The organism is Celeribacter sp., assembly GCF_048261515.1.
Taxonomy (GTDB): Bacteria; Pseudomonadota; Alphaproteobacteria; order Rhodobacterales; family Rhodobacteraceae; genus Celeribacter.
The window spans coordinates 94610-107738 of sequence record NZ_JBLXFZ010000001.1 but is presented as its reverse complement, the minus strand read 5'-3'; the positions used below and the strand labels follow the sequence as shown (position 1 = coordinate 107738).

General features: G+C 58.5%; 15 protein-coding genes. 10 read left to right on the top strand and 5 right to left on the bottom strand.

Annotated elements, in window-relative coordinates; genetic code table 11:
• Positions 1–5 precede the first annotated feature (5 nt).
• The 3 genes from ACN0SC_RS00525 (at position 6) to ACN0SC_RS00515 (ending at position 2624) form a co-directional block, all read left to right on the top strand.
• Entirely contained in the window at positions 6–977 is a 972-nt protein-coding gene (locus tag ACN0SC_RS00525; RefSeq protein ID WP_417247710.1) for a TRAP transporter substrate-binding protein, read from the top strand.
• A 69-nt stretch (positions 978–1046) separates the two neighbouring features.
• Entirely contained in the window at positions 1047–1832 is a 786-nt protein-coding gene (locus ACN0SC_RS00520; RefSeq protein WP_417247709.1) for an alpha/beta fold hydrolase, read from the top strand.
• Positions 1833–1868: 36 nt separating this feature from the next.
• A complete protein-coding gene (locus ACN0SC_RS00515) occupies positions 1869–2624 on the top strand; it encodes an SDR family NAD(P)-dependent oxidoreductase (protein ID WP_417247708.1) in 756 nt (251 codons plus the stop codon).
• A gap of 240 nt (positions 2625–2864) precedes the next feature.
• Here the strand turns inward: ACN0SC_RS00515 and ACN0SC_RS00510 are convergent, their stop codons facing one another.
• Complete coding sequence (locus tag ACN0SC_RS00510; RefSeq protein ID WP_417247707.1) at positions 2865–4070, bottom strand: multidrug effflux MFS transporter; 1206 nt, start codon at positions 4068–4070, stop codon at positions 2865–2867.
• Positions 4071–4480: 410 nt separating this feature from the next.
• Between ACN0SC_RS00510 and tig the strand changes: the two genes are divergently transcribed.
• Positions 4481–5815 (top strand): trigger factor, encoded by a 1335-nt coding sequence (tig, locus tag ACN0SC_RS00505; protein ID WP_417247706.1) that lies wholly within the window; start codon positions 4481–4483, stop codon positions 5813–5815.
• Between the two features lie 119 nt (positions 5816–5934).
• The gene (locus tag ACN0SC_RS00500) at positions 5935–6243 is read left to right on the top strand and encodes a hypothetical protein (protein WP_417247705.1); all 309 of its coding nucleotides are present in this window, start codon (positions 5935–5937) and stop codon (positions 6241–6243) included.
• A gap of 10 nt (positions 6244–6253) precedes the next feature.
• On the opposite strand, the gene ACN0SC_RS00495 is transcribed toward ACN0SC_RS00500, so the two are convergent.
• The 4 genes from ACN0SC_RS00495 to rpsF form a co-directional block, all read right to left on the bottom strand.
• Positions 6254–6715 (bottom strand): transglycosylase SLT domain-containing protein, encoded by a 462-nt coding sequence (locus ACN0SC_RS00495; RefSeq protein ID WP_417247704.1) that lies wholly within the window; start codon positions 6713–6715, stop codon positions 6254–6256.
• Between the two features lie 239 nt (positions 6716–6954).
• Positions 6955–7581, bottom strand: a complete 627-nt coding sequence (gene rplI, locus ACN0SC_RS00490; RefSeq protein ID WP_417247703.1) for a 50S ribosomal protein L9 — start codon at positions 7579–7581, stop codon at positions 6955–6957.
• Positions 7582–7593: 12 nt separating this feature from the next.
• Complete coding sequence (gene rpsR / locus ACN0SC_RS00485) at positions 7594–7821, bottom strand: 30S ribosomal protein S18 (RefSeq protein WP_005852865.1); 228 nt, start codon at positions 7819–7821, stop codon at positions 7594–7596.
• Between the two features lie 23 nt (positions 7822–7844).
• Complete coding sequence (rpsF, locus tag ACN0SC_RS00480; protein ID WP_417247702.1) at positions 7845–8201, bottom strand: 30S ribosomal protein S6; 357 nt, start codon at positions 8199–8201, stop codon at positions 7845–7847.
• A 327-nt stretch (positions 8202–8528) separates the two neighbouring features.
• Between rpsF and ACN0SC_RS00475 the strand changes: the two genes are divergently transcribed.
• The 5 genes from ACN0SC_RS00475 to ACN0SC_RS00455 all read left to right on the top strand — a co-directional run bounded on the left by ACN0SC_RS00475 (position 8529) and on the right by ACN0SC_RS00455 (position 13075).
• The gene (locus tag ACN0SC_RS00475; protein ID WP_417247701.1) at positions 8529–9185 is read left to right on the top strand and encodes a hypothetical protein; all 657 of its coding nucleotides are present in this window, start codon (positions 8529–8531) and stop codon (positions 9183–9185) included.
• A 261-nt stretch (positions 9186–9446) separates the two neighbouring features.
• Complete coding sequence (gene fabD, locus ACN0SC_RS00470; RefSeq protein ID WP_417247700.1) at positions 9447–10376, top strand: ACP S-malonyltransferase; 930 nt, start codon at positions 9447–9449, stop codon at positions 10374–10376.
• A 95-nt stretch (positions 10377–10471) separates the two neighbouring features.
• Positions 10472–11209: a 3-oxoacyl-[acyl-carrier-protein] reductase gene (gene fabG, locus ACN0SC_RS00465; RefSeq protein ID WP_417247699.1), complete on the top strand. Its 738-nt coding sequence runs from the start codon at positions 10472–10474 to the stop codon at positions 11207–11209.
• A 243-nt stretch (positions 11210–11452) separates the two neighbouring features.
• A complete protein-coding gene (locus ACN0SC_RS00460) occupies positions 11453–11686 on the top strand; it encodes an acyl carrier protein (protein ID WP_344847382.1) in 234 nt (77 codons plus the stop codon).
• A gap of 348 nt (positions 11687–12034) precedes the next feature.
• On the top strand, positions 12035–13075 hold the full coding sequence (locus ACN0SC_RS00455) for a Hint domain-containing protein (RefSeq protein WP_417247698.1): 1041 nt from the start codon (positions 12035–12037) through the stop codon (positions 13073–13075).
• Positions 13076–13129 lie beyond the last annotated feature (54 nt).

Here is a 13129-nt window from a genome sequence, read left to right as displayed (position 1 = left end):
ATACCATGATCCAAATCCGCAATCTTATCACCGGCGCCATACTTGTCGCGGCTGCACCGCTTGCAGCGGAAACTGAGCTTAACATCGCTCACGTACTGGGCGACAGCTCAAGCTATCAGATTGCTTCTGAGCGGCTGGCAGAGTTGGTCAAGGAGCGCACTGATGGCGAAGTCATCATTAACGTCTTCAACCAAGGCGCACTTGGCGGCGAACTGAAGCTGACCCAAGGGCTGCGGACCGGCACCGTAGATCTCGCGTTCATTTCGACAGCATCTCTTGAAAACACGATGCCCGAGATGAAAGTATTCTCGTTGCCCTATCTATTTGCAGACAAAGCAGAAGCCTATGAGCGTCTCGCGTCTGAACCTGGTCAGGATCTGCTGAGTGCTTTCGACAACTACGGCATGATCGGTCTCGGCTGGGGCGCTATCTACGAACGCTCCCTGCCTTCCACCACACCGGTTGAAACGGTTGATGACATGGAAGGTATCAAGGCACGCGTGATCCAGTCTCCTGGCTATGTAAAGAGCTATGAGGCACTCGGCGTGCAGGCGACCCCGCTGGCTTATGGGGAACTGTTCCTCGCGCTGCAAAACGGCATCGTCGACGCAGCAGAACTCGCACCCGACCAAACTGTAGGCGACGGCTTTGCTGACGTGATCAGCGATTACACCCTCACGCGAGTTCACCAACTTCCATCTTTGATGCTGGGTTCCGCTGCATTGAGCGGAAAGCTGAGCGATGAGCAGATGGCGATCGTTCGTGAGGCGGCGAAAGAGGCGCTGGCCGCAGGAATCGAAGCTCACAACGTAGCGACAGATGAAGCTCTTGAGACCATGGCCGAAAGAGGCATCAATATTCATGAGCCCGACCTTGCTCCGTTCATGGAGAAAGCGCGCGAAGCTTGGCCCGACCTGATGTCGGATATCCCGGGTGGCGAGGAATTCGTCCAGCTGTTGTCTGGCAGTGCTGAGTAAATGACCTAGGGGCGAGGCGTATCACGTCTCGCCCCAATCTTCACGACATCCCAATACAAGACGTTACCAATGACAGTTTCTACGCCCGCCAATACACCAGAATGGATGCATGTCGAAGGCGCCCATGACGCCATGCCGGTTCTTCTCGTTTCTGGCCTTGGCGGAACCGCAGCCTTCTGGGAACCCGTGCGTGCACGCCTTGAGGCATCGTGTAGGATTGTTTGTTATGACCAGCCCGGGTGCGGTCTTCGCCCCGCGCCTGAGAACGCGCTTTCCATTGATCAGCTCGCTGAAGACGCCGAGAAGGTTGCGCGCAGGACGTTTGGAGAACGCCCGATTGCGCTGATTGGTCATTCGACAGGGGGAGCGATCGCACAAACCTTTGCGGCGCGTTGGCCTGACAGGGTTTCGAAGCTGGTCCTGAGTGGCACTTGGTTGCGCCCAAACACTTACATGCATGAGCTCTTTGCGTTTCGCTCGGCTCTTTTGCGTGCCGCTCCCGAATTGTCGGCAGGCTGCAACGCTCTTTTGACAAATACCCCTGACGCGATCGAGCCCGATAGCCTTGCGCCACAGTCTATGGACGAGACGCGAATTGCCACAACTCTCGACCGCATTGAGGCACTGATGGCGTTTGAGGGCACTGCGCAACTGAATAGAATTAACTGTGACACGCTCATCCTTGGCGTCGAGGATGATCGTGTGATCCCAGCCGACCGCCAGCGCGATCTCCACGCGGAGCTATCGCACGCGGAGATGACGATTTTTCCCGATGGGGGGCATTTCTACCCCCGCACACAGCCTGAAAGTTTCTCGCAGCGTGTTTCGGTCTGGCTTGGCCTGACAAACGAATAACGCTCCGAGCCTCACTCAAAGAAAGAGAACAATCCTATGGATAAAATTGAGGGCAAGACAGCACTCATAACTGGCGCTGCAAATGGTATCGGTGAAGCATGTGCCACCGCATTTCGTGAAGCAGGGATCCATGTTCGTGGCCTCGATCGTGATTTTTCGAGCGTGGAAGATCCGTCCCTGAATGAAGGCGGAAATAGCTGTCACGAGATCGATATTACCGACGAGGCAGCAATCGCTGCTCATTTTGAGAAATATGGCCCCGTGGACATGGTTGTGAATTGCGCAGGCATTGTCGCGCATGGATCACTTACCGAATGTTCGACCGAAGAATTCCAGCGGACCCTGGAGGTAAATGTAACTGGTTCTTTCCTTGTGACGCGTGCAGCGGTAGCCGCGGCGCTTTCGGATGGTCGTAGTCTTTCAATCGTGAATATTGCATCGGTTATTTCGTCGCTTGCGACGGCTTCCAACCGTTTGGCCTATGCAACGAGTAAAGCGGCCGTTATCGGCATGACAAAATCGGTGGCGTTCGACTATGTGCGCGACAATATCCGCTGCAATGCTGTGTGCCCTGGTACGATTGATACCAAGTCACTACGCCGACGACTTTCGGAGAACAGCGCCCAACTGGGCGGCGAGGAACGCGCCATTGAGCTGTTCAACGAGCGGCAACCCATTGGACGCATGGGGACGCCAGAAGAAATTGCAGAATTGGTTCTGTTCGTGGCAAGTCCTCGCACAGGGTTTATGACGGGCGCAATTGTTACCGCGGATGGTGGGTTCACTCTCTGAGCCGACCGAGGCTTGAACTTCTCGCGCCGAAGTGGCCTGCCGCTTTTGTTGAGAAGTTCACAGGCATCAAACGAGACAAGCTAGTGTAGCGTGTCGCTAAATTGCGGCACGCTGACGTATTCTGCGGCCAGACTCTGTCTATCGGCCCCGAAGGGCATCGCTCCGATGGAGCCCAAGCCGCACATGCACTGACAGCCAAACCGGAACATTTAGGTATGGCTCACCAACGCCCCTCGTGGATCATTCCCGCGCGGGCAGGTTCTCTGTGACAAAGGGGCGGCTTTTCGCGATCCACCACAAGGTCGCGCAGGTCGTGCCGATGATGACTAGCAAAATGCCATAGTTCCGAATTAGGTCGTGCGAATTGGCGGAAACGATCTGCACGGCGGCGGCGCCCATCATGGTGCCGCTGAACTGGATCAATGCGGCCGCTGATCCGGTGTCCTTGTCCTGTTGGTCCAAGAGCAGGTTTGCCCCTGGCACTCGGACAATGATGACCGATAGCGTCACCGCAGCGGCTGTCGCAGCGAAGATCCAAAGCGAGTGGCTCCCAACGGACAGCATCACGATGCCGCCGATGATGATCATGGAGAAACATCCCAGAATGACGGTTTGAACAGGGATGAAGCGGGAAACCCGCAGGTAGATCATCGGGCCGAAGGAGGCGCAGGCCGCGTTGAAGGCAAAGATGAAGCTGAAGGCCTGTTCGGTCATGCCGAAGTCGTCGATGTAGACGTAGGAGGCGATGGCGAGGAAGGACATCAGGCACATCGGCACCATCGAGAATAGCAGGAGAAGATAGGCGAAATTGGGGTTCTTGAGCACCACGCCCAGACGGTTCCACGACTTCAGAAGCGGCGTCGTTGACTTCTCGACGACGGTTTCGTGGTAGAGCGAAACGAGCGCGGCTGCAAAACAGGCAAACAGGGCAAGCACGACAAACAGTGCGTGCCATGACGCGACCTTGAGCAGGAAGGCTCCGAGAACAGGCGCGACCATTGGCGCGATGACGACCAGAGACATCACGGTGGCCATAACCTTTTCGCGCTCCCGCCCGTCAAACAAATCCTTGACGATAGACGTGCCGACGACAGTGATCCCGCCACCTGCGAGCCCTTGGAAAACACGGAAGGTGATGAGGGCTTCGACCGTATTGGACAGGGCGCACAAGAGGCTGGATGCGATGTAGATCGAGAGGGCGGCAAACAGAATGGGCTTGCGCCCCGTCTTTTCGCTCAGCGGTCCCCAGAACAGCATCCCGAGCGCGAAGGTCACCATATAGGCGCCAAGGGTCATGTTGATCATGGCGTGACTGGTCGAAAAGGTGTCCGCCATTTTCGGCAGGGCGGGCAGGTAAAGATCCATGGTCAGGGGAGGAAAAGCGCCAAGAATGATAAGGAGGAACAGAGTTCCGCGTTTGCCCAGTCTCGGCTGCTCGACGTTCATGTCTGGATGTCCTGTTTTGGTGATCTCGCAAAACGATGCGCGTGCCGTAAACAGGCGGCGCGTGCATTATCGCCCCGCGCCATATCGGAAAAGCGCGCGTGACAGTCAATCGCGGTGCACGGGAAAGTGAAGCGCGTACCACGCGTGCATAGCGCACAGGCCCTGATCACGAGAAAACAAACCCGTTTTCATGTGGCTGGAGTGGGATGGCTCATCTGCACCGCCTGTGAGGAAGAATACGGGGGATTTGGAGCTGAAAACCGCCTTTGTGGCCTGTCATTCGGCGGCTGGCGCACGGAATCGCCTTGCAAGCAAAGGCCTCGCTCCTTAGAACGGCGGCTGATTTATATGGGGCGCGCGTTGAGCGTGGCCCTTTGCATACGCAGACGAGACGTAAAAAGGACGCCAAGATGCAGGTCACTGAGACCCTCAACGAAGGTCTGAAGCGCGGCTATCAGATCACCATCCCCGCCGCCGAGCTGGACGAGAAAGTCAACGCCAAGCTCAAAGAGGCCCAGCCCGAAGTCGAGATGAAGGGCTTCCGCAAGGGTAAAGTCCCGATGGCTCTGCTCAAGAAGCAGTTCGGCCCCCGCGTTCTCGGCGAAGCGATGCAGGAAACTGTCGACGCCGCTATGAACGACCATTTCGAGTCGTCGGGCGACAAGCCCGCGCTGCAACCCAATGTGGTCATGCAGGACGGCGAGAACTGGAAAGAGGGCGACGACGTTGTGGTCGACATGACCTATGAAGCGCTGCCCGAGATCCCCGAGGCTGACCTTTCTGGCATCAAGCTCGAAAAGCTCGTTGTGAAGGCTGGCGACACGGAAGTTGACGACGCGCTCAAGAACCTCGCCGAAACCGCGCAGAACTTCGAAGACCGCAAGAAAGGCTCCAAAGCCAAAGATGGCGATCAGGTTGTGATCGACTTCCTCGGCAAGGTTGATGGCGAACCCTTCGAGGGTGGTGCTGCGGAAGATTACCCGCTGGTCATCGGCTCCGGTTCCTTCATCCCCGGCTTCGAGGAGCAACTCGTCGGCGTGAAAGCGGGCGAAGAGAAAAACGTCGAAGTGACCTTCCCCGAGGAATATGGCGCCGCCAACCTCGCGGGTAAAGCTGCCGTTTTCGAATGCACCATCAAAGCCGTCAAAGAGCCCAAAGCGGCCGAGATTGACGACGAGCTGGCCAAGAAATTCGGCGCGGAAGATCTCGCTGGTCTCAAGGCACAGATCGCCGAGCGTCTCGAAAACGAATACGCGGGTGCTTCGCGCGCTGTGATGAAGCGTTCGCTGCTCGACCAACTCGATGGCAAGGTTTCCTTCGACCTGCCGCCTTCGCTTGTCGAGGCGGAAGCCAAGCAGATCGCGCATCAGCTCTACCACGAGGAAAACCCCGAGGATCAGGGCCACGATCACGGCGAGATCGACGTGACCGACGAGCACACCACACTCGCCGAGCGCCGCGTGCGCCTTGGCCTGCTGCTCGCCGACATCGGTCAGAAGCAGGAAATTCAGGTTTCCGACGCCGAGTTCACCCAAGCGGTGATGAACCAAGCGCGCCAGTATCCGGGCCAAGAGCGTGAATTCTTCGAATTCGTTCAGAAAAACGCCCAGATGCGCCAGCAGCTTCAGGCTCCGATCTTTGAAGACAAGGTCGTTGACTGGATTGCCGAGAACGCCGATGTGACGGAAAAAGAGGTCTCCAAAGAGGATCTCGAAAAAGCCGTCGAAGCGCTCGACGACGAATAATTGCCGACAGGGCAGGCCGACCGAGTTCGGCCTTCCCGAAAGGCATCTCGCCAAAGAGCGAGGGACAGTGGCCGCTCCGTTTCAGGGGCGGCCTTCTGATTTAAGGAATCAACGCACAGATGCTCCGCCTTGTTTTCGGGATGCTCCTGCTTGCATCCCCCGCCCATGCCATTTCTCCTGAATGGACGGCACAGAAATGCGCGCTCTATATCAATGCATGGGACATGATGACCGATGGCGGGACGCTTGAGGGGCTCTCGGAGCCGTTCAAGAAGGGCAACAGCGCCTTCATGGCGACGGGCTGCACAACACGCGGGACGGTGTGCCCTGTGAGCGATGCAGAGCGCGCCGTTGCCGATGCCTTATCCTTGATGATGGTGGGAGAAGGGGCGACGGGATCGTTCCTGCCCTTCCACTGCGACGGATAGACCGCGCGGGTCAGCTGCGCAGGCCCGTCTCGTAGAGCAGGCCTTTGCGTTTGGCCTCGTAGTAATAGCCCTTCGCATACCATTTCATCGCCCCGTCGATATCGCCATCGGCCACGATATAGGCCCCGCGCAGGTATTTGCCCGCGTATTTCAGGTTTACATCAGGGTCGAGCAATTCGCTCGCAGGGCCGCGGTGGCCCATGGTGCGTGCGGTCTGCGGCAGGATTTGCAGCAAGCCCCAGTAAGGCCCGTTGCGCGCCCAGGGGCGGTGCGTGCTTTCGCGCACGGCCTGACGATGCACCAACTCGCGCGGGATTTCGTAGTGGTCCGCCCATTTGTTGATGAGCGCGCGCAATTCGGGGGTCTCGTTGGGGAAGAGCGGCGGGTTGTAGCCACGGCGTGACGTCTCGGGGGCTGCACCACAGGCGGCAAGCGCGAGCGGGGCGAGGATGACAAAGCGGCGCGAAATCATGAGGCAGTCTCCAACAGATGCCCCGCAGGTCAACACGCTAGGCCGCGCTTGCCAAGGGGGCAGGGGGCAAGCGGCGGAAAATCGCGCGAGGAGCCGCGAAATTCCCGTGCATCAGGACCCTCGCGTTCCGTGGCACTGGCCATTCGCCTCTTCATTGCAGCTCAAATACTCAAATGTCCTACGCAAAAGAAAAGGCCCCGCCAAATGGCAGGGCCTTTCCAAAATCATCTGAGTGAAGATTACTCTTCGTCGTCGGAAGCCTCTTCGGTCGTCGCCTCAACGGCTTCGGCCAGCTCTTCGTCGTCTTCGGCAGCGGAGCCGATGTCGTCGAACAGTTCGGAGATTTCAAACTCGGCTTGAGCTTCTTCTTCGGCTGCGAGTTCCTGAATGGATTTGCCTTCCGCCTGAAGCTCGGCTTCCTCGGTGGAGCGCGCGATGTTCAGGGTGATGGTGGCTTCCACTTCGGGGTGCAGATGCACACTCACGTCACGCAGGCCAAGTTCTTTGATCGGATCACCGATCACAACCTGTTTGCGCGAGATGGTGTAACCACCCTCGGAAACAACGGCCTCGATGTCACGCGGGGTGACGGAGCCGTAGAGCGAACCCGAATCGGAGGCAGCGCGGATGACGACGAATTTCTCGCCATCGAGCTTTGCGGCCAGCGCATCGGCTTCTTTCTTGGTCTCAAGGTTGCGCGCTTCAAGCTGTGCTTTCTGGGCTTCAAAGGCTTTGATGTTGGCCTCGGAAGCACGCAGAGCTTTCTGCTGCGGCAGGAGATAGTTGCGAGCGTAGCCTTCTTTAACAGAAACGACTTCGCCCATCTGGCCAAGTTTGGCCACGCGTTCGAGCAGGATAACGTCCATGGGTCTGTCTCCTTACTTCACGGCGTAGGGCAGCAGGGCGAGGAAACGGGCGCGTTTGATGGCACGAGCCAATTCACGCTGTTTCTTAGCGGATACTGCGGTGATACGGGAGGGCACGATCTTGCCACGCTCGGAAATGTAGCGCTGCAGAAGACGTGTGTCCTTGTAGTCGATCGCGGGAGCATTGTCGCCAGAGAACGGGCAGACTTTGCGACGGCGGAAAAACGGTTTAGCGGCCATGTGTTCGGTCCTTTCCTAAAAGATCAGTTGCGGCGCGGGCGGCGCTCTTCGCGCTCGTCGCGTTTCTGCATCTGGACGGAGGGGCCTTCCTTGTGCTCGTCGACCTTAATGGTCAGGACGCGCATCACGTCGTCATGCAGACGCATCAGGCGTTCCATTTCCTGCACGGCTGCTGCGGGAGCATCCGAGCGCAGGAAGGCATAGTGGCCCTTGCGGTTCTTGTTGATCTTGTAGGCCATCGTTTTGACGCCCCAGTACTCGCTGTCGACGAGTTTCCCGCCGTTGTCGGCCAGAACGGTGCCAAAGTGTTCGATGAGGCCCTCGGCCTGCGCGTTGGAAAGATCCTGACGCGCGATGAAGGTATGCTCGTATAGCGGCATAGCTACTCCAGTTTTTTCAAGCGCATTTCATAGGTCGGGTCTGACACTCCGCTCCCGACCACGAGAGACTACGCGGTTCATATACATGCGCGGAGATTTGGCCCTTATAAGGGGCGCGGGCGCCCACGCAAGCGAAAAGGCGTCCAAAATGCGCGTTTTTGTCAGAAAAAGTTGAGGTTTCGCGCCGTTTTCGCGGGCAGGGGTGGCGGCAGGTGGTTGACGTTGGGGAAGTGGCGGCATTTCGGCGCGAGATTGCCGCAATTAACCATAATCATGCCGTTTTTCGGTGGGACAAATCCCCAACGGAAGAAGAAGGCGAGAGAGACGATGGCAGATTTGTCGACCAATCCTTTGAGCGCGTCACACCACGGCCTGCGCGACCTCAACGCGCGTTACAGCGCGATCGAGCATGAACGCACGGCGTGGGGATACCGCCTTGTCGCGCGCAATATCGTAGCGCGTGTGGCCCCTTTGCTTGAGCGTCTTGCCCTTGCTGGCGCTGTTGCCTCTGTTGCTGGCATGGCGGGCATGTGGTTCCTTCCCGGATCCAGTCTTGCTGTCGATCTCGTTGGAATCAAAGCACTTATGGGCGTTGCTCTCGGTCTCACGGCGATTGCGCTTTTCCATCTGAGCGCACGCGGTTTGGCCCGTGAGGTGCAAGTCGATCTCGACCGCGAGGAGGTGCGTGTGGTCTGGCGCAACCGCAAGGACCATTTCCAACTGGCCTCGGTCGTGGGATTCGATGAGGTTTCGTCCCTCTACGTGAAACGCTCCATTCTGCCTGCTGGCATAGCGCGTCTGGGATTGCGCTATGACGGTGGGAAACAAACTGTCGCGCTGGTTCGGGGCGGTAATGAAGAGATGCAATTGCTCCGACAGCGTCTGCACTGGGACATCAGGCACGACGCGGCGCAGGCGAGCGCGGATGTGGACGAGGGCGCGGAAGTCGCGCGCGGAGCCATTCGTCACAGGGTTGTCCTGTAGGGGTTTCACCATGCCGCGCTCTGTTATGGGGCGCGGAGACTCACCCGAATGCAAAAAGCCGCGCGTTTTCAATAGCTGCAATCACACGTGCGGGCGGGGCTGCCTTTGTTGCCTTCGTCCGTTGTTCGCCGTTCGGGCGGGCGGATTTTGCGTGCTTGGTGCCTCTGTCACCGCCTTCACGCTCTTGCCCCAAGGTCAGCACCCCTGTAGACCTGATCTCTGACAATTTGATCCAATACGAGACAAAACGAGGGAGCGAGCATGGCGCGCGCGTTTGTATTTCCAGGGCAGGGTGCCCAGACCATCGGCATGGGCAAGGCGCTGGCGGAGGCATATCCTGCCGCCAAGGCGGTCTTTGACGAGGTGGACGAGGCGCTCGGGGAAAGCCTGTCGGGGCTGATCTGGGACGGCGAGATCGAGGCATTGACCCTCACGCAGAACGCGCAGCCCGCGCTGATGGCCACGTCTTTGGCGGCACTTCGTGCGCTGGAGGCAGAAGGCTTTGCCGTGACCGATGCGGCCTATGTGGCGGGGCATTCGCTTGGTGAATATTCGGCGCTGGCAGCGGCGGGATCGCTGACCATTGGCGATACGGCCCGCCTTCTGCGCATTCGCGGCGAGGCGATGCAAAAAGCCGTGCCCGTGGGTGTCGGCGCGATGGCCGCGCTTTTGGGGCTGGATTTCGAGACCGTGACGGAAGTGGCCAAAGAGGCCGCTCAAGGCGAGGTCTGCCAAGCCGCCAATGACAATGATCCGGGGCAGGTTGTGGTCTCGGGCCACAAGGTCGCCGTGGAGCGTGCCGTCGAGATCGCCAAGGAGAAGGGCGCGAAACGCGCGGTGCTTCTGCCCGTGTCCGCACCCTTCCACTGCGCGCTGATGGAACCTGCCGCCAAGGTCATGGCCGATGCGCTGGACGATGTGGACATCAAAGCCCCCGTTGTGCCGTTGGTCGCCAATGTCAAAGCCGCCCCCGTGACCGACCCTGCCACCATCCGTGCGCTTCTGGTCGAGCAGGTGACAGGCTCGGTGCGCTGGCGCGAGAGCGTGGGATACATGGGCGAGAACGGTGTCACGGAAATCTGGGAGATCGGCGCGGGCAAGGCGCTGTCGGGCATGGTGCGCCGCATCAACCGCGAGATCGCCTGTTCCGCCGTGGGCACGCCTGATGATATTGCCAAGCTGAAGGGCTGAGGCGCGGGACACGCGGGGATTTTGCATCCCCGCACCCCAGCAGGATATTGTAAGAACAGATGAAGGGCGCACGGCGTCTGGAGAAGGAACGAGATATGTTTGATTTGACAGGTAAAAATGCGCTTGTAACGGGCGCGTCGGGCGGCATCGGCGGCGCGATTGCCAAGGCGCTGCATGGCGCAGGTGCGACGGTGGGGCTTTCGGGCACGCGGGTCGAGCCGCTTGAGGCGCTGGCTGCGGAACTGGGCGAGCGGGCGCATGTTCTGCCTTGCAACCTCAGCGACAAGGACGCCGTAGAGGCGCTGCCCAAACAGGCGGTCGAGGCCATGGGGTCGGTCGATATTCTGGTCAACAACGCAGGGATCACCCGCGACCAACTGTTCATGCGCATGTCGGACGACGAGTGGGAAAGCGTTCTCAACGTCAACCTCACCTCCACCATGCGCCTGTGCAAGGGCGTGATGCGTGGCATGATGAAGTCCCGCTGGGGCCGCATCGTCAACATCTCCTCCATCGTGGGCGCGACGGGCAATCCCGGTCAGGCCAACTACGCCGCCTCGAAAGCGGGCGTGGTCGGTATGTCGAAATCGCTGGCCTATGAGGTTGCTTCGCGCGGCATCACGGTCAACTGTGTGGCCCCCGGTTTCATCGCCACCGCGATGACCGACAAGCTTACCGACGATCAAAAAGAAAAGATCAACGTGCAGATTCCCGCCGCCCGCATGGGCTCGCCCGAAGAGATCGCCGCAGCGGTGCTTTATCTCGCATCTGCCGAGGCAGGTTACACCACGGGTGCGACCTTGCATGTCAACGGCGGTATGGCCATGCTCTAGGCGCACGCAGCCCCCGCTTCGGGGGGATGTGAAAGGCGCTGTGGATAAGGCCACAAATGATTTGCCCCGCGCTATGATTGTGCTAAAGGGGGCGCAGATTGCCGTGGCGGCCAGTGAGGGTCGCCATGGTTCATGACGGGCGCGAGGGGTTGATTTGGCTCCACTTGTTCCGACATGATAAAGCGGCCCGAGGGCCAAGACCGAAAAAAGTGGGCATCGGGCCCCAAACTGTGAGGAAAGAATATGAGCGACATCGCAGATCGCGTGAAAAAGATCGTTGTCGAGCACCTCGACGTTGAAGAGGACAAAGTGACCGAGTCCGCCTCCTTCATCGACGATCTCGGCGCAGACAGCCTCGACACTGTTGAGCTGGTTATGGCCTTCGAAGAAGAGTTCGGCATCGAGATTCCTGATGACGCAGCCGAGACCATCCAGACGTTCGGCGATGCGGTGAAGTTCATCACCGAAGCGTCCTAAGCGACCTATCCTGAGCGTCCTGAACGGACGGATCATGGAATGATTTAAATCGGCGCTGCCCTTCGGGGTGGCGCCGATTTCATTTTCTGGAGCGCTGTGAGTGTTCAGTGTGCGTTACGTTGCATATTTTGCGTGTGCCTGTGTGGCGGGAATGTAACGGCTAGAACTGAGCTAGCGCACTTTGACGTAACGTCTCTGGCTGTGGGCGGTCGCTCTTCTTGAAGTTGTGCGTTATCGGCCCATTTAAATTCTGAACTTTCATAAGCTCGCAGAAAGCGTTGCCTGACTGGCCATATTTGGTTTTGTCTGGTCCGTTTCCTGTGTGCCAGTTTCGACGGGAAGCAAACGGTGGCTATTCTTCAAAACGGTGATTTTTCCGACGGCCTATCAGGCTGGAGCGTCCAAGGTGGCGGTGAGACCGCGCCCTCCTATGACGAGACGAACGGTTGGGTTGTCTTCGGCTCGGGAGATAATGATGTCACTAACAACGATACGCTGCGGCAAGAGGTTCATCTGACGGAAGGTCAGGAGTATACGCTGACCTTCACTATGGCAGAGATGGGAACGAAAGACGGCGGCTTCGGTCTCAATATTGATCTCATAGAACTGAATGCCGATGGCACGCCCGGCAACCGCATAACTCTGGGCTATGAGAGTGTTTCTAATGACCAAACCAATACGGTCGTTATCACCTTCACCTCTCCCTATGATGGTGCGATCTTGCAGTTTCGGGGCGGTCATGGCTATGGCGGGATGGAATCCGCGCTGATCCTTGATGATATCATGTTGGCCTGTTTTGCGGCGGGCACATTGATCGAAACGCCCGCAGGGTCTGTCCCCGTCGAAACGCTTGGCGAGGGGGATCTCGTGATGACGTTGGATGACGGCCCCCAACCGCTCCGTTGGGCAGGGCAGCGGCAGGTAGAAGCACAGGAGTTGCAGGCCCGCCCGCAGTGGAAGCCCGTGGTGGTGCCCAAGGGGGCCTTTGGTGATGGGCGCCCCATGCAAGATTTGTGGCTGTCACCCAATCACCGCCTTTTGATCCGTGATCCGCGGGTGGAGTTGATGTTCGGAACGTCCGAAGTGTTGGTCGCGGCCAAACATCTGGTGGGGCTCATTGACGGGGTGTGTGTGGCTGAGGACTGCACGGATGTGACCTATTGCCATATCCTCTTTGATCGCCATCAAGTTGTGAACTCTAATGGCGTCCAGAGTGAGAGCTTCCATCCCGCCAAGCGTATGGTGAACGCCATGGAACGCGAGGCGCGTGATGAAATTCTGGCGCTTTTCCCTGAACTTGCGCTGTCGGACGGTGCGCCTGTTGAGGCAGTTGTGCCGTTTGCCCGACCTGTGCTGCGCCGTTTCGAGGCGGTAGCTCTGGCCGCCTGACGCTGAGCGTAGATTGTTCGCGCTGACGTATGCGTCCAGTGTCCTGACAATTGT

What these genes read in the sequence shown, in the direction of transcription:
- ACN0SC_RS00525 (WP_417247710.1), top strand. Translation starts at nt 6, where the DNA reads ATGATCCAAATCCGCAATCTTATCACCGGCGCCATACTTGTCGCGGCT.
- ACN0SC_RS00520 (WP_417247709.1), top strand. Translation starts at nt 1,047, where the DNA reads ATGACAGTTTCTACGCCCGCCAATACACCAGAATGGATGCATGTCGAA.
- ACN0SC_RS00515 (WP_417247708.1), top strand. Translation starts at nt 1,869, where the DNA reads ATGGATAAAATTGAGGGCAAGACAGCACTCATAACTGGCGCTGCAAAT.
- ACN0SC_RS00510 (WP_417247707.1), bottom strand. Translation starts at nt 4,070, where the DNA reads ATGAACGTCGAGCAGCCGAGACTGGGCAAACGCGGAACTCTGTTCCTC.
- tig (WP_417247706.1), top strand. Translation starts at nt 4,481, where the DNA reads ATGCAGGTCACTGAGACCCTCAACGAAGGTCTGAAGCGCGGCTATCAG.
- ACN0SC_RS00500 (WP_417247705.1), top strand. Translation starts at nt 5,935, where the DNA reads ATGCTCCGCCTTGTTTTCGGGATGCTCCTGCTTGCATCCCCCGCCCAT.
- ACN0SC_RS00495 (WP_417247704.1), bottom strand. Translation starts at nt 6,715, where the DNA reads ATGATTTCGCGCCGCTTTGTCATCCTCGCCCCGCTCGCGCTTGCCGCC.
- rplI (WP_417247703.1), bottom strand. Translation starts at nt 7,581, where the DNA reads ATGGACGTTATCCTGCTCGAACGCGTGGCCAAACTTGGCCAGATGGGC.
- rpsR (WP_005852865.1), bottom strand. Translation starts at nt 7,821, where the DNA reads ATGGCCGCTAAACCGTTTTTCCGCCGTCGCAAAGTCTGCCCGTTCTCT.
- rpsF (WP_417247702.1), bottom strand. Translation starts at nt 8,201, where the DNA reads ATGCCGCTATACGAGCATACCTTCATCGCGCGTCAGGATCTTTCCAAC.
- ACN0SC_RS00475 (WP_417247701.1), top strand. Translation starts at nt 8,529, where the DNA reads ATGGCAGATTTGTCGACCAATCCTTTGAGCGCGTCACACCACGGCCTG.
- fabD (WP_417247700.1), top strand. Translation starts at nt 9,447, where the DNA reads ATGGCGCGCGCGTTTGTATTTCCAGGGCAGGGTGCCCAGACCATCGGC.
- fabG (WP_417247699.1), top strand. Translation starts at nt 10,472, where the DNA reads ATGTTTGATTTGACAGGTAAAAATGCGCTTGTAACGGGCGCGTCGGGC.
- ACN0SC_RS00460 (WP_344847382.1), top strand. Translation starts at nt 11,453, where the DNA reads ATGAGCGACATCGCAGATCGCGTGAAAAAGATCGTTGTCGAGCACCTC.